The sequence below is a fragment of the Escherichia sp. GZ89 genome, assembly GCF_019366485.1.
Taxonomy (GTDB): Bacteria; Pseudomonadota; Gammaproteobacteria; order Enterobacterales; family Enterobacteriaceae; genus Escherichia; species Escherichia fergusonii.
This window is the reverse complement of sequence record NZ_JAEOHX010000008.1, coordinates 231380-250794: the sequence shown is the minus strand read 5'-3', so window position 1 is coordinate 250794 and position 19415 is coordinate 231380. Positions and strand designations below refer to the sequence as shown.

Genomic DNA, 19415 nt, shown 5'->3' with positions numbered 1-19415 from the left:
GCCAGGCATCAAATTAAGCAGAAGGCCATCCTGACGGATGGCCTTTTTGCATTGGTGCAGAAAATAATGCCGGGTGCGACGCTGGCTGCATCTTACCCGTCCTACGCTCCCACATAAGCCAGATTCAGCAGCGAATACGGCTTCCCCAACTTGCCCACTTCCATACATCCTCCTTACCAAAAATCTATCCTTTAGATCCTCAATAACCATTTTCCTGCTAACTAAATTCATGGTTAAGGTTGCATAATGATACGCAACAAATGTATAACATTTTCTTTACCAAAAGAAATAAACAAAAGCGACCGACAAAAGCATCGGATTACGGCAGGAGACATAATGGCATGGCTGAAAGTACTGTAACGGCAGACAGCAAACTGACAAGTAGTGATACTCGTCGCCGCATTTGGGCAATTGTGGGGGCCTCTTCAGGTAATCTGGTCGAGTGGTTCGATTTCTATGTCTACTCGTTCTGTTCACTCTACTTCGCTCACATCTTCTTCCCTTCCGGGAACACGACGACTCAACTACTACAAACAGCAGGTGTTTTTGCTGCTGGATTCCTGATGCGCCCAATAGGCGGTTGGCTATTTGGCCGCATAGCCGATAAACATGGTCGCAAAAAATCGATGCTGTTATCGGTGTGTATGATGTGTTTCGGCTCACTGGTTATCGCCTGTTTGCCAGGCTACGAAACAATCGGTACCTGGGCTCCGGCATTATTGCTTCTTGCTCGTTTGTTCCAGGGATTATCCGTTGGCGGAGAATATGGCACCAGCGCCACTTATATGAGTGAAGTTGCCGTTGAAGGGCGCAAGGGGTTCTACGCTTCGTTCCAGTATGTTACGCTAATTGGCGGCCAGTTGCTGGCCTTACTGGTTGTGGTGGTTTTACAACACACCATGGAAGACGCTGTACTCAGAGAGTGGGGATGGCGTATTCCTTTTGCGTTAGGGGCTGTGTTAGCTGTTGTGGCGTTGTGGTTACGCCGCCAATTGGATGAAACTTCACAACAAGAAACACGCGCTTTAAGAGAAGCTGGATCTCTGAAAGGATTATGGCGCAATCGCCGAGCATTCATCATGGTTCTCGGTTTTACCGCTGCGGGTTCCCTTTGTTTCTATACCTTCACCACTTACATGCAGAAGTATCTGGTGAATACTGCGGGAATGCACGCCAACGTAGCGAGTGGCATTATGACAGCCGCGTTGTTTGTTTATATGCTCATTCAGCCACTTTTTGGGGCCTTGTCAGATAAGATTGGTCGTCGAACCTCGATGCTTTGCTTCGGTTCTCTGGCTGCCATTTTTACCGTTCCGATACTCTCAGCATTACAGAATGTATCTTCTCCTTATGCAGCCTTTGGCCTCGTCATGTGTGCTTTAGTGATTGTGAGTTTCTATACCTCTATTAGTGGCATCCTTAAGGCTGAAATGTTCCCGGCCCAGGTTCGCGCATTAGGTGTTGGTTTGTCGTATGCCGTAGCCAATGCGTTATTTGGTGGCTCTGCAGAGTATGTAGCGTTATCGTTGAAATCGGTAGGAATGGAAACATCTTTCTTCTGGTATGTCACCTTTATGGCAGTGATTGCATTTCTGGTTTCACTAACATTGCACCGTAAAGGAAAAGGGATGCGTCTTTAGTGATGCGCTATTTGCCAGACGGTATAGCCGGTGCTTGCACCGGCAACATCCCAGGCAAAATCCTTCCAGCTCCAGCCACTCCCTTCAGCTCGGCTATCCCAAAGTTCTTTTGATGCCCCCAGCCCTACAGAGAACATTAATCCAAACATGGCACTGCGATCGCGACTGCTTCCCTGATGCTGTGCATATTCATTCCCGGCAGCGGAAAGCATCGCTGAGGCGATAAAGTGTTGGGCTTTATCCTGTCCGCTCCAGCTATCGTTAGCCATATGGCTGCAACCAGAAAGTAACAATAGCGAACAGACAAAAAGAATACGCAAAACGTGGCCTCCAAAAAACAAACCCCGTACAGGACGGGGTTGTGATTACAGGATGCGGCTAATTAATCGGTCGATGCGGATACGGCGCAAGCGGCGGATAAGTTTACGAACCTTCACCGGATAATCGGCAATGCTTTGCAGATCGCGGTAGTGCTTAACGATGGTGGTATGCTCGCGGATCAGTTCCAGTTCTTTCTCACGCTGTGGCGCAAGTTCCAGTTGCGGATCGTGAATCAAAATGGCGTTTTCCAGATCCAGACGCCAGGCGCGTGGGTTCAGGTTATTGCCGGTGATCAGCATCCACTTATCATCAACCCACATCCCTTTCAGGTGATAGGTGTTGTCGTCGTCTTTCCATAACCGAACCACTAACTGGTCAGTATTGACGTAATACTGCAAACGGCTCAGGAAACGACGCAGATTGATCTCATAGAGATAAGGCAGAGCACCGATTATCTTGAAAGGTTCATCTTCCGGAATGTAGAAGTCATTCGCAGTTTTATCGCCAACAATAATTTCGACCTTTTTCCCTTCGCGCAGTAACTGGATGATATTACGCACAAGGATTGCTGGCAGGTTGAAATATGGTGTGCAAATGGTTAGTTTCTGCTCGGCACAAGGCATAAGATGGAAAATGGTCTTGTTCAAAAGACTCGATTTCCCCAGGCCTACCAACGGCGTAACAGAAAGCTGATCATTATCGGCATCACCCTGGAAATGATAAGCGGCATCACGCAGCTCCTGGCGGAACAGACGAATGTCATTCTTGATTTCCGGGCTTTTTGGACGATTAACATCATCCAGACGATTAACGCCGCGACCATTCATTATATTCTGTGTAACCCATTCGAACATAATGTCTGACATCTTACGGTTACGGATCAGATGATAACGGTCGTAGCGGTATTTATCGTGCTGATGCAGATAAACATCGTTCAAGCTGGCACCGCTATAAAGAACGCTATCGTCGATGATAAAGCCTTTAAAGTGCAGAACGCCAAGGGCTTCACGGGTATTGATTGGAACGCCATAAACCGGAACATCTACGCCCGGGTTTTCCTGCGCCATGCGGCAGTACCAGTCAGCGTTAGTATTAGACGCCGCAGCACCAATGCGTCCACGTTGTGCACGATGCCAGTCGACCAGCACCCGCACATCCAGTTCCGGACGCTGCCGTTTAGCCTCATACAACGCGTTCAGAATGCCTTTGCCACCGTCATCCTGTTCGAGATACAGGGCGACAATGCAAATGCGCTGCTTCGCGCTGGCTATTTTTTCCAGCAGCGTCTCCCGGAAGTCGGCGGGAGCGTAAAAGAAATCGACATCATCAACTGATTGAGAAATCTTGGGTAGTTGGGCAAGGTGTTGTTGATGTTTATTACGCTTAAATTTTGACAACATCACAGTGCATTTCTTCTCTGTTCATTGAAGGGTCCTCTGTGCAATGCAGACGACATAAGCGGGCAATAATAACACCAGTCCCGATTAAGTGGTCAACATTTCCAGTACCTTACTCATGATTCCTCGCGCTGGGCAAGATTTAGCGTAAGCCCAACGATCCCCTCTTCGAGCTGGATATCAACGTTAAACCCGAGCTTGCGGGCCAGCGCCACCATGCCACGATTGTTTGGCATCGTAATACCATTCAGACGTTGCAGTCCGTGATCTCGCGTATAGGTAATCAACTTTTCCATTAAGCGTCGACCTAAGCCTAACCCTTTGAGATCCGAGCGAACCAGCACGGCAAATTCGGCATCGATGTTATCAGGGTCGGAGATCGCACGCGTGACGCCGAGGATCTCTTCCGTTTGATCAATACGTCGTACCGCTACAAATGCCATTTCCCGATCGTAGTCGATCTGCGTCATGTTGGCTAAATCTTCATGGGTAAATTCGTTGATCTCGCTAAAGTAGCGGTAATAAAGATCTTCTTTGGTGACTCGCGAAATGAACTGCTGAAGTTGTGGCTCATCTTCTGGCAAAATCGGGCGGAACAAGCAGCGTTCACCGTTTTTCAATTCCACCCACTCTTCCAGCTGATGTGGATAAGGGCGCACTGCCAGCCGGCTCTCGTTATCGCCTTCAAACGGCGCGATATCCAGCGTGACATCAAGCGCGGTAAATTCACTGCCAGAAGCCAGCAAAGGATGAATATCCAGCCTCTGAATCTCCGGACAATCGACAATCAAGTTAGAAACCTGCACCAGTAACTGGCTTAATCCCGCCACATCCAGCGGGCGTAGCGCACTACGCGCACGAATCTTTTTACTTTTGATCCCCTGAATGACCAGATAACGTGCCAGGTTCATGTTCAGCGGCGGTAGTGCGACGACGGCTTGATCTTCAGGACGCCACTCCACACCGCCTTCGCCCAGCATGATCAACGGTCCGAAAACCGGATCGTGCTCAACCACTACTCGCAACTCCTGAGCGCCAGCACGGTTAGCCATACTTTGTACCAGCAGGCCGTGGATACGCGCCTGCGGCCAGGCCATTTTTACGCGATCGAAAATAGCATTTGCGGCTTGCTGGACTTCATTGGCTGTACGCAAGTAGAGCATGACGCCCTGAACTTCTGATTTATGTGGAATATCCGGCGAGCGTAATTTTAGTGCCACCGGATAACCAATCTGTTCGGCAATATGCACAGCCTCGGTGCTGTCAGTGGCAATCCAGGTGGGAAGTGTGTTCATGCCGTACGCTTGCAGGATAGGCTGAACTTCATGGGTATCGAGCGACGTTGCCCCTTCGACAATGGCCTGTTGCAACAGAAGATGCGCTTCTGCGGTATTAGAGGTCAGATTGCTGGGCAACGCCGGCGTTTCGCGTAGTTGCTTCTGATTACGCCGGTACTCCACCATATGCATAAAAGCGGTGATGGTTCCTTCCGGGGTGCGGTAGGTCGGCAGCCCGGCTTCGCTGAATAAACGTCGTGCCTCTTGCGAGGAGTGCTCGCCGCACCAGTTCGTCAGCAGAGAAACATACTTGCTGCGGGGATGATGCTTTACCGCTTCAATTAATGCATGTGCGCTTTCTGTTGCGGGAGCAGCGGCGCTGGGCGAATGAATAACCATCAGCGCATCAAAATCCTGACTGTGGAGCAGAATATCCAGCGTTTTAATATAATGCTCACTGCTGGCGTCATCGCGCAGATCGAGCGGGTTAGAGATTGCTACATGTTCTGGCAGCGTATCGCGTAGCTTCTGGCAGGTTTCTTCGCTTAGCGTTGCCAGCTTGCCATTGCGTGACCATAAGGCATCCAGCGCCAGCGCGGCAGGCGCGGTACCGTTGCTGATAATCATCAGCCGATCGCCACGCAGCGGGCGCATATGGCTAAGGGTTTCCACCGCCGAAAACAGTTCGTGGGTATCCTGTACCCGCAACAAACCGGCACGCTGAATAGCCGCATCCCACGCCGGATCCATTCCTGCAGTGGTGTTCAGTAGTCGTTGAGCCGCCGGGCTACGTCCGCTTTTAATCACCAGAATCGGTTTATTACGCGAGGCACTACGGGCCGCCGAAACAAAACGTCTCGCATCACTTAATTGTTCGAGGTAGAGCAGGATTGCACTGGTTTTACTGTCGCGCGCCAGATAGTCGAGCAATTCATCAACATCGATATCCAGGCTATCGCCGAGAGCAATAAAGTAGGAAAAGCCCATTTCCCGCTGTTGTGCCCAGTCGAGGATGGTATTGGAGACGGCGGCAGACTGCGAAATAAACGCCAGCTTGCCGCGTTTAATCGGCACAGGCGAAAAGCTGGCATTCAGGCCTTGCCAGGGGGCCAGTAATCCCAGACTGTTTGGCCCCAGCAGACGCATGTTATGGCGCAGGGCGCAGGCGCGGAGATCTTCGTGTTGCGATGCCGGGGCGGAAAGAATAATGCAGGTTTTACAGCCTTTCTCGCCGAGCTCTTCCAGAAGAGCAAGATTGCGGCTGGCATTGGTACATAAAACCGCAAGATCGGGTGTAAAGGGCAGGCTGGCAATATCCGGCCAGGCCAACACACCCAACACCGCTTTCCAGGCAGGCGTCACCGGGAGTACCGGCCCGTTAAATCCCCCCGCCAGCAGGTTACGCATCATCAGGTAACCTGCGCGATTGGGTTTCATCGATGCGCCAATTACCGCAATCGATTTTGGTCGCAGTAATGCTTCCAGTCCTCGCTGACTCATATCGGTCTCCCGCAGAAGTGACCGAATGATTTTAAACGCTTTCTAACTGTTCTGCTGTGATGCTACCCAGATGTTGCGTTTTTCCTGCCAGATAGCGTGTTTTAAAGCGGGTGAAATGCTCGCCTAGACCTGCCGCCGCTTCGGTATCGCCGGCCATATCTAACAGTGCGATGGCAACTTCGGTAGTGCAGTATTGGCCTTCAACCTGGGCTTCACGCAGGCGATAGGCAGATAGCCGGGAAAGATCGACGGAAATGACGGGAAGATTATCCAGATACGGACTTTTACGAAACATCTTGCGAGCTTCCGGCCAGGTACCATCGAGCATGATAAACAGCGGTGGCTTACCGGCAGGTGGTGTAAAAATCACTTCCCGTTGTTCATTAGCATATGAGGCAGGGAAGACCACCACCGGTTGATAATCCGGGTTTTGTACCAGAGCCAGCAAATCCTGCGAGGGGTCGGTACGGGACCATTGAAACGCGACGGTATTTGGCAAGATATCGGCAATCAGACGCCCGGTGTTACTGGGCTTCATTGGCTCGGTGTCGAACATCAGCAAACAAAAGCGACTTTTTGCTTCCGCTGGAGTAATTGTCGAACAGAGACATAATTTCTCTGGCAAAAGACAGCGTTGGCAGCGACGAACGCGATTACCGCGGGCAAGAAAAGGACGTGTTGCGCGCGCAATACGCTCGGCGCGTAACTGGAGAACAGCGTTTTCGGTCATAAGAGAGCGTCGAAAAAACGCCATTGTCGCAGAGGAGAAAACGGGGCACAAGATGCGCCCCGACAAGATTAAAGTGATTCGTTCAGCCAGCTATCGAAAGGTGCTTTTGGTACTGCGCCATTAAGCATGTCGACAACCTGACCGTTTTTGAAAATCATGATTGTCGGAATGCTACGAATACCAAAGCGGCTGCTTAATTCACGTTCAGCTTCGGTATTCACTTTCACAAAGCGCACTTTACCGCTACGCTCTTGCGCAACATCTTCAAAAATTGGTGCGAAATTACGGCAGGGGCCGCACCACGGTGCCCAGAAGTCGATCACCACAGGCAGATCATCTTTCAGCAATTTATCGAGCGTTTCACCGGTCGCATTAATCACCTCTCCGTCAAACAAGTCGTGACCGCAGCGTCCGCATTTTGCCGCATCTTCGATCCGATCGTCGGGAATGCGATTGATGGCCTGACAATGGGGACAAACGGTATTCATAACTAACCTCGGGATGAGTAAGGAGACTTATCGGCAACGACGCCGGTATGTTTCTAATATGTTACATATTATCGGGGACATTGTTCCAGACAACAATCTGTTTTATTCAATAGGTATGATAGTCGCAGGCTTTGGTACGAAATCATGGCGAACCGCGCGCACTTCGGGTAATCTGCGCGCTTCGCGCAGCGCTGGTGGAGAAAAGCATGAACGATGAGATGAAAGGTAAAAGCGGCAAGGTCAAAGTGATGTATGTCCGCAGTGATGATGATTCTGATAAACGTACCCATAACCCGCGTACCGGGAAAGGGGGCGGGCGTCCAGGAAAATCTCGTGCCGACGGTGGCCGTCGCCCCGCCCGCGATGACAAACAAAGTCAGCCCCGTGACCGCAAGTGGGAAGAGTCTCCGTGGCGCACGGTTTCCCGCGCGCCGGGTGATGAGACGCCGGAAAAGGCCGATCACGGTGGCATCAGTGGTAAAAGTTTTATTGATCCGGAAGTTTTGCGTCGTCAGCGTGCGGAAGAAACCCGCGTCTACGGCGAAAACGCCTGTCAGGCACTGTTCCAGAGCCGCCCCGAAGCGATTGTTCGCGCCTGGTTTATTCAGAGCGTAACGCCACGTTTTAAAGAAGCATTGCGCTGGATGGCGGCAAACCGCAAAGCGTATCATGTGGTGGATGAAGCGGAACTGACAAAAGCGTCAGGCACGGAACATCACGGCGGTGTTTGCTTCCTGATCAAAAAGCGTAACGGTACAACCGTGCAGCAGTGGGTAAGTCAGGCAGGTGCGCAGGATTGTGTACTGGCACTGGAAAACGAATCTAACCCGCATAACCTGGGCGGCATGATGCGCAGTTGCGCACACTTCGGCGTGAAAGGCGTTGTGGTGCAGGATGCGGCGTTGCTGGAATCCGGTGCGGCTATCCGTACCGCAGAAGGCGGTGCAGAGCATGTCCAGCCGATTACTGGCGACAACATTGTTAACGTGCTGGATGACTTCCGCCAGGCAGGTTACACCGTAGTGACCACCTCCAGCGAGCAGGGTAAACCGCTGTTCAAAACCAGTCTGCCAGAGAAAATGGTGCTAGTGCTGGGTCAGGAATATGAAGGGTTACCGGATGCCGCACGCGATCCGAACGATTTGCGCGTGAAGATTGACGGAACTGGCAATGTTGCCGGGCTGAATATCTCTGTTGCAACCGGCGTTTTGCTTGGCGAATGGTGGCGTCAGAACAAAGCCTGATAAATCAGCCGGGTGGCAATTCTGCCATCCGGCGTTTTCCCTCAAATTTACTCACTCTCTGCCGGTAATACTGGCATCCAGTCAATCGGTTTCTCGCCACGTTGTTCCAGCCACTGATTTGCCAGCACAAAATGATTGCAGCCAAAGAATCCACGATGTGCAGAAAGCGGCGATGGATGCGGCGCTTTCAGTACGTGATGGCGTTGCTTATCTATAATCGCCCCTTTCTTTTGCGCATGTGATCCCCACAACAAAAACACCACGCCTTCGCGGTGCTGGTTAATCAGGCTGATGACTTTGTCGGTGAAGGTCTCCCAACCGAGGCTGGCGTGGGAATGCGCCTGACCTGCGCGAACCGTCAAGACGGTATTGAGCAGCAAAACGCCCTGACGCGCCCAGCTCTCAAGATAGCCATGACCAGGGCGGGTAAAGCCGGGAATGGTATTTTCCAACTCTTTATACATATTCAGTAATGACGGAGGAATGGCGATTCCGGGACGAACAGAAAATGCCAGACCATGCGCTTGTCCGGGGCCATGATAGGGGTCCTGACCGAGGATCACGACTTTGACATCGCCCAACTCGGTAAAGCGAAAGGCGTTAAAGACATCTTTTTGTGGTGGATAGATAGTGATGCCGGACTGCCGCTCGCTGGCGACGGTTTGAAGGGTATTAAGGAAATAGGGTTGCTGCTTCTCTTCAGCCAGCACGTCATGCCAGGTTAATTCGTTAGCCATCTCGCTCTCCTGCGAATCTTCAATCCGCCTAGCTTAACTGCTTCTTTCTACAGAACAAAACCAGGCTCGCTTTTTAGCCAAAAACACGTGAAAAAAAATGTAAATTGGTAAAATTTCACACCTGCATAAGTTGATGTAAAACAATAAAATCCATTTTCGACCATACTTGATGTGTGGTTTTTATTGATTTAAATCAAAGAATCAAGGGTGTTTGAGGAGTATATATACACTCAAGCAACAATGGTTTTACCAATTGGCCGCGACAGGCTGATCAAATCAAATAAATTTTGCCGGGGAGGCATCACATGATTACAGGTATCCAGATTACTAAAGCCGCTAACGACGATCTGCTGAACTCTTTCTGGCTGCTGGACAGCGAAAAAGGCGAAGCGCGTTGCATCGTTGCGAAAGCAGGTTTTGCAGAAGACGAAGTGGTTGCAGTAAGCAAACTGGGTGACATTGAATACCGTGAAGTTCCAGTAGAAGTTAAACCAGAAGTTCGCGTTGAAGGTGGTCAGCACCTGAACGTAAACGTTCTGCGTCGTGAAACTCTGGAAGATGCAGTTAAGCATCCGGAAAAATATCCGCAGCTGACCATCCGTGTATCCGGTTATGCAGTTCGCTTCAACTCTCTGACTCCTGAACAGCAGCGCGATGTTATCGCTCGTACCTTTACTGAAAGCCTGTAAGGCTTAAGTAGCAAGTTACTAAGCGGAAGAGGGCGACCTCTTCCGCTTTTTTTTGTTTATTAATAGAAAATACGAACCGCGCAATAGACCAGCAACAGTGCAAGCACGGTATTTGACTGGCGACCATACTGGCGAAACAATCGCTGGCGCTGGTGGCTTCACCGCAAATTGCAGATGTCGATTTTACTGAGCCGGGAAGATATAACGCCTGTAGCTTTATTATCAACGAACCGCAATGTGTCTTCCGGTAGATATTTGAGAGCACGCTGCGCCAGCGGCGGATCACGGTGGCAAAAGAGTTGGAGTGCGGAGAATTAATCGAATTGCCTTTTGGCGAACAGTCGCAGACCATTACGGCAATGTGTGCTCACCATGCCGGAAAAGCGGTTAGCCCGGCGATGCAAACTTTTATTCAGTGTGTTGAAGAGTGTTTTGTGCCGGGATAAAAATAATGCCGGGCTTAAACCCGGCATTGAGATTACTCTTCTGTCGTTTGCTGTGGCACGCCCGTTCCGCTTGGTTTACGGCGCTTACCAATATTTTTAGTATCGCGATGGCGTTTTTTCACCCGTGGCTTCTCTTTCTCTTTAGCCTTTTTCTTCTCGGCGCGTTTTGCCAGTACTTTCTTCGATGGCTTGCCGGTCTGCTTCTCGCTTGGCGCACGCGTTTTCGGGCGTAACTCATCAATTACGCGAGCTTTAATTGGCTCTTCAATATAACGGCCTACTTTGCCCAGCAGCAGATGGTCATGAGCTTCAACCAGTGAAATCGCGGTTCCCTTACGACCAGCGCGAGCAGTACGTCCGATACGGTGTAAATAAGTATCGCCACTGCGTGGCATATCGAAGTTAAAGACATGGCTGACATCCGGAATGTCGATACCGCGCGCGGCAACATCGGTGGCAACCAGTACGTTAACGCGACCTTCGGTCAGACGCTTGATCGCTTCGTTACGCTTGCCTTGTACCATCTCACCTTCGAGATAGCAGTTGTTGATGCCCGCTTCGCGCAGCCAGTTTGCCAGTTCATGCACACGCTCACGCTTACGCACAAATACAATTGAGCGGGTCGCTTCCGGTTGTTTTAACAGATGCACCAGTAATGCGGTTTTATGCTCAAGATCATCAGCGCGGTAATACCACTGATGAATCTTTTTGCGCTCACGGGTGGATGGATTCGCAGAAACTTCCACCGGATCTTCAAGCAGACGCTCGGCAAAATCCTGAATGGCATCGCCTTCAAGCGTTGCCGAGAAGAGCAGGGTCTGTTTACGCCAGCGCGTTTCGCCTGCAATATGTTCGATATCCTGAGCAAAACCCATATCCAGCATACGGTCTGCTTCGTCGAGGATCAGCGTTTCAACCGCGCGGCAATCGAAGTTCTCTTCTTTTATGTATTGCAGCAGACGTCCGGTTGTGGCAACCACGATATCCTGGTTTTCGCTGAATACTTCCGCGTGGTTCATATAGGCTACGCCGCCGGTGATGGTGGCGATATCCAGATGCGTATGTTTCGCCAGTTCGCGGGCATGATCGGCCACCTGCATCGCCAATTCGCGAGTCGGGGTGAGGATCAAAATACGCGGCGGACCGGATTTCTTACGGGGGAAATCGAGCAGGTGCTGCAACGCTGGCAGCAGATACGCCGCCGTTTTACCGGTGCCTGTCGGCGCAGAACCGAGTACATCACGGCCATCGAGCGCAGGCGGAATGGCGGCAGCCTGAATGGCGGTCGGGCGAGTGAAACCTTTATCCTGGAGGGCTTCCAGCAGGCTTTCGTCGAGTTCAAGTTCGGAAAAAGTCGTTACAGTCATGTTCTACCTCTGTGTGGGGCGCTGATTATAGACGTTACGGCTGCAATCTTCATCTGTTTGTATGGATATCGCTTCTCGGGTATTGTTCTCACCCGGTGCTATCGCCGTTTTTCCTGCAAGGTTTTATTTTCATGTCACAGTCTACATCCGTGCTTCGTCGTAATGGATTTACTTTTAAACAGTTTTTTGTTGCTCACGATCGCTGTGCGATGAAAGTGGGAACGGATGGCATTTTGCTGGGCGCATGGGCACCGGTGGCTGGGGTAAAACGTTGCCTTGATATCGGCGCGGGTAGCGGGTTGCTGGCATTAATGCTGGCGCAGCGAACCGATGACAGCGTGATGATTGATGCCGTTGAACTGGAAAGTGAAGCTGCGACTCAGGCGCAGGAAAATATCAACCAGTCCCCTTGGGCAGAGCGGATTAATATCTATCCGGCGGATATTCAGCAGTGGATCACACAGCAGACAGCACGCTTTGATTTAATCATCAGTAACCCGCCTTATTATCAGCAGGGCGTTGAGTGCGCTACGCCGCAGAGGGAACAGGCACGCTATACCACTACGCTTGATCATCAATCGTTGCTAACCTGCGCGGCGGAGTGCATTACTGAAGAGGGATTTTTTTGCGTGGTGTTGCCAGAGCAGATTGGTAATGGTTTTACTGAACTGGCATTAAGAATGGGCTGGCATTTACGTTTACGGACGGATGTGGCGGAAAACGAAACGCGACAGCCGCATCGGGTGCTGCTGGCATTCTCCCCACAGGCGGGAGAATGCTATAGCGATCGCTTAGTGATTCGTGGGCCAGACCAGAGCTATTCCGAAGCGTACACTGCGCTGACCCAGGCTTTTTATTTGTTTATGTAAAGGTTGTTGGGGGAAAGGATCGATGGGCCAGAGTGAGTGAGCAACTCCGGGTAATCCAGCGTGAAATGCAGCCCCCGGCTCTCCTTGCGCACCATCGCACAGCGAACAATCAACTCGGCAACCTGTACCAGATTACGCAGCTCCAGCAAATTATTTGATACGCGGAAATGGGCGTAATATTCGTCTATTTCCTGCTGAAGCATATTGATCCGCCGCAGGGCGCGTTCCAGACGTTTCGTTGTGCGCACAATGCCGACGTAATCCCACATAAACAGACGTAGCTCGTGCCAGTTATGTTGAATCACCACCAGTTCGTCAGGGTTCTCAACACGGCTTTCATCCCACGGCGGTAACGTACTGACGTCGTGGGCATAAGGCATACGCCTGGTAATATCCTCCGCCGCCGACCAGCCGTAAACCAGACACTCCAGTAATGAATTTGAGGCCATGCGGTTAGCGCCGTGTAAGCCGGTATAACTCACTTCGCCAATGGCGTACAAACCTTCGACGTCCGTACGCCCATGATCATCAACCATTACACCACCGCAGGTATAGTGTGCAGCAGGCACAATCGGCACAGGGTCTTTCGTGAGATCAATCCCCAGTCCCAATAACTTTTCATAAATCATCGGGAAATGCTGACGAATAAAATCGGCGGGCTTATGGCTGATATCGAGGAACATACAATCTGCGCCGAGGCGTTTCATTTCGTGATCAATAGCACGGGCGACAATATCGCGCGGAGCCAGTTCGCCGCGCTCGTCAAAATCAGGCATAAAACGCGTGCCATCCGGTCGCTTGAGATAAGCGCCTTCGCCGCGCAGTGCTTCCGTTAACAGAAAATTGCGTGCCTGCGGATGATACAGCGCGGTAGGATGGAACTGATTAAATTCGAGATTGGCGACCCGGCAGCCCGCGCGCCACGCCATAGCAATACCATCGCCAGAAGAAATATCCGGATTGGTAGTGTACTGGTAAACTTTTGACGCACCGCCGGTTGCCAGCACCACTGCTTTTGCGTGGCAGGTTTCCACTGTTTCTTTATTTCGGTTCCATACCCACGCGCCAACAACTCGTCGCGTGCCCGGCAGGCCAATTTTGTCAGAAACAATCAGATCAACCGCGTTGCTGCGCTCCAGCACGCGAATATTCGGATGGTTCTGCGCCTTGCTCACTAGTGTGGTTTCTACTTCTTTACCGGTGGCGTCCGCAGCATGAAGAATTCGTCGGTGACTATGTCCACCTTCACGGGTCAAATGGTAACTTTCTTCGCCATTCGATTGAACGTGGGTATCAAACAACACCCCCAGGTCGATTAACCATTGCACACAGGAACGCGCATTGCTGGCGACAAATTCAACTGCATGGCGATCACAAATACCAGCACCGGCTATCATTGTGTCTTCCACATGCGAATCAATGCTGTCAGTTTCATCAAACACGGCGGCAATTCCGCCCTGGGCATAAAATGTTGAACCTTCCGTTACTGGGCCTTTACTTAGAACGATGACATGATGCCGGTCAGCCAGACGTAGCGCCAGTGAAAGCCCGGCGGCGCCGCTACCGATAATCAACACGTCACATGAATGTTCAGGGAGAGTATTCATTTTCTTTGTTTAATTTACTAAACACGGTTTGGTCAGCATAGCATCATGTTGTGCGATTAAACACCTGCTATTTTAGTTTTTGTTACAGGGGCTAAACAGACCGAATCACGGCGACGAGAAAACGAGAAGTTACTGGCTGGCGAAGGATTAGGTGGTGAAATAAAAAGGCCGTTGGGTTACTCTTCAGGCAGTTAAATGGGCATTTCTACACAGATAATGCGATGTTCAGATTCTGTAGACTTATAATGATAGATAATGATCCGTCTACAGCATGACAAACAAAAACAGATGCGTTACGGAACTTTACAAAAACGAGACACTCTAACCCTTTGCTTGCTCAAATTGCAGCTAATGGAGTGGCGTTTCGATAGCGCGTGGAAATTTGGTTTGGGGAGACTTTACCTCGGATGAGCGAGCAGTTAACGGACCAGGTCCTGGTTGAACGGGTCCAGAAGGGAGATCAGAAAGCCTTTAACTTACTGGTAGTGCGCTATCAGCATAAAGTGGCGAGTCTGGTTTCCCGCTATGTGCCGTCGGGTGATGTTCCCGATGTGGTACAAGAAGCTTTTATTAAAGCCTATCGTGCGCTGGATTCGTTCCGGGGAGATAGCGCTTTTTATACATGGCTGTATCGGATTGCTGTAAATACAGCGAAAAATTACCTGGTTGCTCAGGGGCGTCGTCCACCTTCCAGTGATGTGGATGCCATTGAAGCTGAAAACTTCGAAAGTGGCGGCGCGTTGAAAGAAATTTCGAACCCTGAGAACTTAATGTTGTCAGAAGAACTGAGACAGATAGTTTTCCGAACTATTGAGTCCCTCCCGGAAGATTTACGCATGGCAATAACCTTGCGGGAGCTGGATGGCCTGAGCTATGAAGAGATAGCCGCTATCATGGATTGTCCGGTAGGTACGGTGCGTTCACGTATCTTCCGAGCGAGGGAAGCTATTGATAACAAAGTTCAACCGCTTATCAGGCGTTGACGATAGCGGGATACTGGATAAGGGTATTAGGCATGCAGAAAGAACAACTTTCCGCTTTAATGGATGGCGAAACGCTGGATAGTGAGCTGCTTAACGAACTGGCTCATAACCCAGAAATGCAGAAAACCTGGGAAAGCTATCACTTAATCCGTGACTCAATGCGGGGTGATACTTCCGAGGTGCTCCATTTCGATATCTCTTCACGCGTAATGGCCGCCATTGAAGAAGAGCCAGTACGTCAACCGGCGACACTGATCCCAGAGGCCCAGCCTGCGCCGCATCAATGGCAGAAAATGCCATTCTGGCAGAAAGTACGTCCATGGGCAGCACAGCTTACCCAAATGGGCGTAGCAGCTTGCGTATCGCTTGCAGTTATCGTTGGCGTCCAGCACTATAATGGGCAATCTGAAACGTCCCAGCAGCCCGAAACGCCAGTATTTAATACACTGCCGATGATGGGTAAAGCCAGCCCGGTAAGCCTGGGAGTACCTTCTGAAGCGACCGCCAACAATGGTCAACAGCAGCAGGTACAGGAGCAGCGTCGTCGCATTAATGCAATGTTGCAGGATTACGAACTGCAACGCCGACTCCACTCTGAACAGCTTCAGTTTGAGCAGGCCCAAACCCAGCAAGCCGCTGTACAGGTGCCAGGAATTCAAACTTTAGGAACGCAATCGCAGTAATGAAGCAACTTTGGTTTGCCATGTCATTAGTGACAGGTAGCCTGTTATTCTCTGCTAACGCCTCGGCCACTCCCGCGTCCGGGGCGTTATTACAGCAGATGAACCTGGCCAGTCAGTCACTGAATTACGAGCTGTCATTCATCAGCATCAATAAACAGGGTGTTGAGTCTCTGCGTTATCGACATGCACGCCTCGATAACCGTCCTCTTGCACAATTGTTGCAAATGGATGGCCCGCGCCGGGAAGTGGTACAGCGCGGCAATGAAATCAGCTACTTTGAACCGGGCCTTGAACCGTTCACGCTTAATGGCGATTACATTGTTGATTCTCTGCCATCGCTCATCTATACCGATTTCAAACGCCTTTCTCCTTACTACGACTTTATCTCCGTGGGACGCACGCGTATTGCTGATCGTCTTTGCGAAGTCATTCGCGTGGTGGCCCGTGATGGCACACGCTACAGCTACATCGTGTGGATGGACACCGAATCGAAATTACCGATGAGGGTTGATCTCCTTGATCGCGATGGTGAAACGCTGGAACAATTTCGCGTGATTGCTTTTAATGTCAATCAGGATATCAGCAGCAGTATGCAGACGCTGGCGAAAGCAAATCTGCCGCCGCTGCTTTCTGTTCCTGTAGGTGAAAAAGCTAAATTCAGCTGGACGCCAACCTGGTTGCCACAGGGGTTTAGTGAGGTTTCCAGCAGCCGACGTCCGTTACCGACGATGGACAACATGCCTATCGAATCACGTCTCTATTCCGACGGATTATTCAGCTTCTCGGTAAACGTTAACCGCGCTACGCCATCGAGCACCGATCAGATGTTGCGCACCGGACGCAGAACCGTCAGTACAAGCGTACGTGATAACGCCGAAATCACCATTGTCGGCGAACTGCCGCCGCAAACGGCGAAACGCATTGCCGAGAATATTAAGTTTGGGGCAGCGCAATGATCAAAGAGTGGGCTACTGTCGTCTCCTGGCAAAACGGGCAGGCGCTGGTCAGTTGTGATGTTAAAGCCTCATGCAGCAGCTGTGCTTCCCGTGTCGGTTGCGGTAGCCGCGTGCTGAATAAACTTGGCCCACAAACCACGCATACCATTGTCGTACCCTGTGATGAACCGTTAGTGCCGGGGCAAAAAGTGGAATTAGGAATCACCGAAGGCAGCCTGCTTAGCTCCGCATTACTGGTTTATATGTCGCCGTTGGTGGGATTATTCCTCATCGCTTCGTTATTTCAGCTACTCTTTGCTTCAGATCTTGCAGCATTATGCGGTGCGATTCTCGGCGGCGTTGGTGGATTCCTGATTGCACGCGGCTACTCGCGAAAGTTTGCTGCCCGGGCGGAATGGCAACCGATCATCTTAAGCGTGGCATTGCCGCCAGGCCTTGTGCGATTTGAAACATCTTCGGAAGACGCGAGCCAGTGATTTCACTGGCTTTGTTGCATTTTGCATAACAAATGCGAGGACGTTTCCAGATACCACAATCCATACGGTATGAACATTTCCTCGCCTCAATGTTGTAGTGTAGAATGCGGCGTTTCTATTAATACAGACGTTAAGCTCAGAACAGCGACTTCTAAAAGCCTGGTTAACCGGGCATTAAGGCACAATAATCATACTTTATGAAGAATATACGTAACTTTTCGATCATTGCTCACATTGACCACGGTAAATCGACGCTGTCTGACCGTATTATCCAGATCTGCGGTGGCCTGTCTGACCGTGAAATGGAGGCGCAGGTTCTCGATTCCATGGATCTTGAGCGTGAGCGTGGCATTACCATCAAAGCGCAAAGCGTGACGCTGGATTACAAAGCGTCTGACGGCGAAACCTATCAGCTTAACTTTATCGACACCCCGGGCCACGTAGACTTCTCCTATGAAGTTTCCCGTTCGCTGGCTGCCTGTGAAGGTGCATTGCTGGTGGTCGACGCCGGGCAGGGCGTAGAAGCGCAAACCCTGGCAAACTGCTACACCGCGATGGAAATGGATCTCGAAGTAGTGCCGGTACTGAACAAGATTGACCTGCCGGCAGCTGATCCTGAACGCGTAGCAGAAGAGATTGAAGATATCGTTGGTATCGACGCAACCGACGCAGTGCGCTGCTCAGCGAAAACCGGCGTTGGTGTGCAGGACGTTCTCGAACGTCTGGTGCGCGACATTCCGCCGCCGGAAGGCGATCCGGAAGGCCCGTTACAGGCGCTAATTATCGACTCCTGGTTCGACAACTACCTGGGCGTTGTTTCACTTATCCGTATTAAAAACGGCACCCTGCGTAAGGGCGACAAAGTGAAAGTCATGAGTACCGGGCAGACCTATAACGCCGACCGTCTGGGTATTTTCACGCCGAAGCAGGTTGACCGCACTGAACTGAAATGCGGTGAAGTTGGCTGGTTGGTATGTGCGATCAAAGATATCCACGGTGCACCGGTAGGTGATACCTTAACATTGGCGCGTAATCCGGCAGAAAAGGCGCTGCCTGGCTTTAAGAAAGTCAAACCGCAGGTTTACGCAGGCTTGTTCCCGGTAAGCTCTGACGACTATGAAGCCTTCCGTGACGCGCTGGGCAAACTCAGCCTGAATGATGCCTCACTGTTCTATGAGCCGGAAAGCTCCAGCGCGTTGGGCTTTGGTTTCCGCTGCGGCTTCCTCGGTTTGCTGCACATGGAGATCATTCAGGAACGTCTGGAACGTGAATACGATCTGGATCTGATCACCACTGCGCCGACCGTAGTGTATGAAGTTGAAACCACGTCAAGAGAAGTTATTTACGTCGACAGCCCATCGAAGCTGCCAGCGGTAAATAACATCTACGAACTGCGCGAGCCGATTGCAGAGTGTCACATGCTATTGCCGCAGGCATATCTCGGTAACGTTATTACGCTGTGCGTAGAAAAACGTGGCGTACAAACCAACATGGTTTACCACGGTAACCAGGTGGCGTTGACCTACGAGATCCCGATGGCTGAAGTGGTGCTCGACTTCTTCGATCGCCTGAAATCTACCTCGCGTGGTTATGCGTCTCTGGATTACAACTTCAAACGCTTCCAGGCGTCCGACATGGTACGTGTAGACGTATTAATCAACGGTGAACGTGTTGATGCGCTGGCGCTGATCACCCACCGTGATAATTCGCAAAACCGTGGTCGCGAGCTGGTGGAAAAGATGAAAGATCTGATCCCACGCCAGCAGTTTGATATCGCCATTCAGGCAGCGATTGGTACGCACATCATTGCGCGCTCCACCGTGAAACAGCTGCGTAAAAACGTACTGGCTAAATGTTATGGCGGCGATATCAGCCGTAAGAAAAAGCTGCTGCAGAAGCAGAAAGAAGGTAAGAAACGCATGAAGCAGATCGGTAACGTCGAGCTGCCGCAGGAAGCGTTCCTCGCCATTCTGCACGTCGGCAAAGACAACAAATAACCCTTAGG

General features: G+C 51.0%; 18 protein-coding genes and 2 pseudogenes. 11 read left to right on the top strand and 9 right to left on the bottom strand.

Translation table 11 applies throughout. The annotated features are described in order from the left end of the window. Positions 1–341 precede the first annotated feature (341 nt). Positions 342–1640, top strand: coding sequence for an alpha-ketoglutarate permease (gene kgtP / locus K0335_RS14775; protein ID WP_000852124.1), 1299 nt, complete (start codon positions 342–344; stop codon positions 1638–1640). Here kgtP and K0335_RS14770 read toward each other — a convergent pair. The 5 genes from K0335_RS14770 to trxC all read right to left on the bottom strand — a co-directional run bounded on the left by K0335_RS14770 (position 1637) and on the right by trxC (position 7353). Further along, positions 1637–1960: a YfiM family lipoprotein gene (locus K0335_RS14770; RefSeq protein ID WP_002431985.1), complete on the bottom strand. Its 324-nt coding sequence runs from the start codon at positions 1958–1960 to the stop codon at positions 1637–1639. The two genes, kgtP and K0335_RS14770, sit on opposite strands and share 4 nt — an antisense overlap. A gap of 45 nt (positions 1961–2005) precedes the next feature. Continuing rightward, positions 2006–3361 (bottom strand): CDP-diacylglycerol--serine O-phosphatidyltransferase, encoded by a 1356-nt coding sequence (gene pssA / locus K0335_RS14765; RefSeq protein WP_000949265.1) that lies wholly within the window; start codon positions 3359–3361, stop codon positions 2006–2008. Positions 3362–3474: 113 nt separating this feature from the next. Then, the gene (pat, locus tag K0335_RS14755; protein ID WP_219393894.1) at positions 3475–6135 is read right to left on the bottom strand and encodes a protein lysine acetyltransferase; all 2661 of its coding nucleotides are present in this window, start codon (positions 6133–6135) and stop codon (positions 3475–3477) included. 31 nt (positions 6136–6166) lie between these two features. After that, positions 6167–6865, bottom strand: coding sequence for a tRNA-uridine aminocarboxypropyltransferase (gene tapT, locus K0335_RS14750; RefSeq protein WP_104919598.1), 699 nt, complete (start codon positions 6863–6865; stop codon positions 6167–6169). 68 nt (positions 6866–6933) lie between these two features. Further along, positions 6934–7353, bottom strand: coding sequence for a thioredoxin TrxC (gene trxC / locus K0335_RS14745; protein ID WP_001643883.1), 420 nt, complete (start codon positions 7351–7353; stop codon positions 6934–6936). A gap of 206 nt (positions 7354–7559) precedes the next feature. On the opposite strand from trxC, the gene K0335_RS14740 reads away from it, so the two are divergent. Next, positions 7560–8597 carry a tRNA/rRNA methyltransferase gene (locus K0335_RS14740; protein ID WP_000997419.1) on the top strand — a complete coding sequence of 346 codons (1038 nt, stop codon included), beginning with the start codon at positions 7560–7562 and terminating at the stop codon, positions 8595–8597. 47 nt (positions 8598–8644) lie between these two features. Here the strand turns inward: K0335_RS14740 and ung are convergent, their stop codons facing one another. Continuing rightward, entirely contained in the window at positions 8645–9334 is a 690-nt protein-coding gene (gene ung, locus K0335_RS14735) for a uracil-DNA glycosylase (RefSeq protein ID WP_104919597.1), read from the bottom strand. Positions 9335–9639: 305 nt separating this feature from the next. On the opposite strand from ung, the gene grcA reads away from it, so the two are divergent. Then, positions 9640–10023: an autonomous glycyl radical cofactor GrcA gene (gene grcA / locus K0335_RS14730; protein ID WP_000627804.1), complete on the top strand. Its 384-nt coding sequence runs from the start codon at positions 9640–9642 to the stop codon at positions 10021–10023. 59 nt (positions 10024–10082) lie between these two features. Here the strand turns inward: grcA and K0335_RS14725 are convergent. Beyond that, positions 10083–10178: pseudogene (locus K0335_RS14725) on the bottom strand (amino acid transporter); the annotation flags it as partial. Between K0335_RS14725 and K0335_RS14720 the strand changes: the two are divergent. Further along, positions 10152–10469: pseudogene (locus K0335_RS14720) on the top strand (LysR family transcriptional regulator); the annotation flags it as partial. The pseudogenes K0335_RS14725 and K0335_RS14720 sit on opposite strands and share 27 nt — an antisense overlap. A 32-nt stretch (positions 10470–10501) precedes the next feature. Here the strand turns inward: K0335_RS14720 and srmB are convergent. Beyond that, positions 10502–11836, bottom strand: coding sequence for an ATP-dependent RNA helicase SrmB (gene srmB, locus K0335_RS14715; protein ID WP_000219194.1), 1335 nt, complete (start codon positions 11834–11836; stop codon positions 10502–10504). Between the two features lie 131 nt (positions 11837–11967). Between srmB and trmN the strand changes: the two genes are divergently transcribed. Then, a complete protein-coding gene (trmN, locus tag K0335_RS14710; RefSeq protein WP_001353022.1) occupies positions 11968–12705 on the top strand; it encodes a tRNA(1)(Val) (adenine(37)-N(6))-methyltransferase TrmN in 738 nt (245 codons plus the stop codon). On the opposite strand, the gene nadB is transcribed toward trmN, so the two are convergent. Continuing rightward, on the bottom strand, positions 12690–14312 hold the full coding sequence (gene nadB, locus K0335_RS14705; RefSeq protein ID WP_104919596.1) for an L-aspartate oxidase: 1623 nt from the start codon (positions 14310–14312) through the stop codon (positions 12690–12692). The genes trmN and nadB overlap by 16 nt on opposite strands. Positions 14313–14567: 255 nt before the next feature. On the opposite strand from nadB, the gene rseD reads away from it, so the two are divergent. From rseD to lepA, 6 genes are all read left to right on the top strand, one after another. Beyond that, entirely contained in the window at positions 14568–14723 is a 156-nt protein-coding gene (gene rseD / locus K0335_RS14700; RefSeq protein ID WP_001303621.1) for a rpoE leader peptide RseD, read from the top strand. After that, positions 14720–15295 (top strand): RNA polymerase sigma factor RpoE, encoded by a 576-nt coding sequence (gene rpoE / locus K0335_RS14695; RefSeq protein WP_001295364.1) that lies wholly within the window; start codon positions 14720–14722, stop codon positions 15293–15295. The genes rseD and rpoE overlap by 4 nt, the downstream gene beginning before the upstream one ends. A 32-nt stretch (positions 15296–15327) precedes the next feature. Further along, positions 15328–15978 (top strand): anti-sigma-E factor RseA, encoded by a 651-nt coding sequence (gene rseA / locus K0335_RS14690; RefSeq protein ID WP_001168468.1) that lies wholly within the window; start codon positions 15328–15330, stop codon positions 15976–15978. Further along, positions 15978–16934 (top strand): sigma-E factor regulatory protein RseB, encoded by a 957-nt coding sequence (rseB, locus tag K0335_RS14685; RefSeq protein ID WP_000812053.1) that lies wholly within the window; start codon positions 15978–15980, stop codon positions 16932–16934. The genes rseA and rseB overlap by 1 nt, the downstream gene beginning before the upstream one ends. Further along, positions 16931–17410: a SoxR-reducing system protein RseC gene (gene rseC, locus K0335_RS14680; RefSeq protein WP_000589077.1), complete on the top strand. Its 480-nt coding sequence runs from the start codon at positions 16931–16933 to the stop codon at positions 17408–17410. Before rseB ends, rseC begins: the two co-directional genes overlap by 4 nt. Positions 17411–17607: 197 nt before the next feature. After that, on the top strand, positions 17608–19407 hold the full coding sequence (lepA, locus tag K0335_RS14675; protein ID WP_000790168.1) for a translation elongation factor 4: 1800 nt from the start codon (positions 17608–17610) through the stop codon (positions 19405–19407). Positions 19408–19415: the final 8 nt, after the last annotated feature.

Coding starts and splice junctions, on each gene's coding strand:
- K0335_RS14740 (WP_000997419.1), top strand. CDS start 7,560: ATGAACGATGAGATGAAAGGTAAAAGCGGCAAGGTCAAAGTGATGTAT.
- ung (WP_104919597.1), bottom strand. CDS start 9,334: ATGGCTAACGAATTAACCTGGCATGACGTGCTGGCTGAAGAGAAGCAG.
- rseD (WP_001303621.1), top strand. CDS start 14,568: ATGATCCGTCTACAGCATGACAAACAAAAACAGATGCGTTACGGAACT.
- kgtP (WP_000852124.1), top strand. CDS start 342: ATGGCTGAAAGTACTGTAACGGCAGACAGCAAACTGACAAGTAGTGAT.
- trxC (WP_001643883.1), bottom strand. CDS start 7,353: ATGAATACCGTTTGTCCCCATTGTCAGGCCATCAATCGCATTCCCGAC.
- grcA (WP_000627804.1), top strand. CDS start 9,640: ATGATTACAGGTATCCAGATTACTAAAGCCGCTAACGACGATCTGCTG.
- rpoE (WP_001295364.1), top strand. CDS start 14,720: ATGAGCGAGCAGTTAACGGACCAGGTCCTGGTTGAACGGGTCCAGAAG.
- pat (WP_219393894.1), bottom strand. CDS start 6,135: ATGAGTCAGCGAGGACTGGAAGCATTACTGCGACCAAAATCGATTGCG.
- rseC (WP_000589077.1), top strand. CDS start 16,931: ATGATCAAAGAGTGGGCTACTGTCGTCTCCTGGCAAAACGGGCAGGCG.
- rseA (WP_001168468.1), top strand. CDS start 15,328: ATGCAGAAAGAACAACTTTCCGCTTTAATGGATGGCGAAACGCTGGAT.
- nadB (WP_104919596.1), bottom strand. CDS start 14,312: ATGAATACTCTCCCTGAACATTCATGTGACGTGTTGATTATCGGTAGC.
- pssA (WP_000949265.1), bottom strand. CDS start 3,361: ATGTTGTCAAAATTTAAGCGTAATAAACATCAACAACACCTTGCCCAA.
- rseB (WP_000812053.1), top strand. CDS start 15,978: ATGAAGCAACTTTGGTTTGCCATGTCATTAGTGACAGGTAGCCTGTTA.
- lepA (WP_000790168.1), top strand. CDS start 17,608: ATGAAGAATATACGTAACTTTTCGATCATTGCTCACATTGACCACGGT.
- trmN (WP_001353022.1), top strand. CDS start 11,968: ATGTCACAGTCTACATCCGTGCTTCGTCGTAATGGATTTACTTTTAAA.
- tapT (WP_104919598.1), bottom strand. CDS start 6,865: ATGACCGAAAACGCTGTTCTCCAGTTACGCGCCGAGCGTATTGCGCGC.
- srmB (WP_000219194.1), bottom strand. CDS start 11,836: ATGACTGTAACGACTTTTTCCGAACTTGAACTCGACGAAAGCCTGCTG.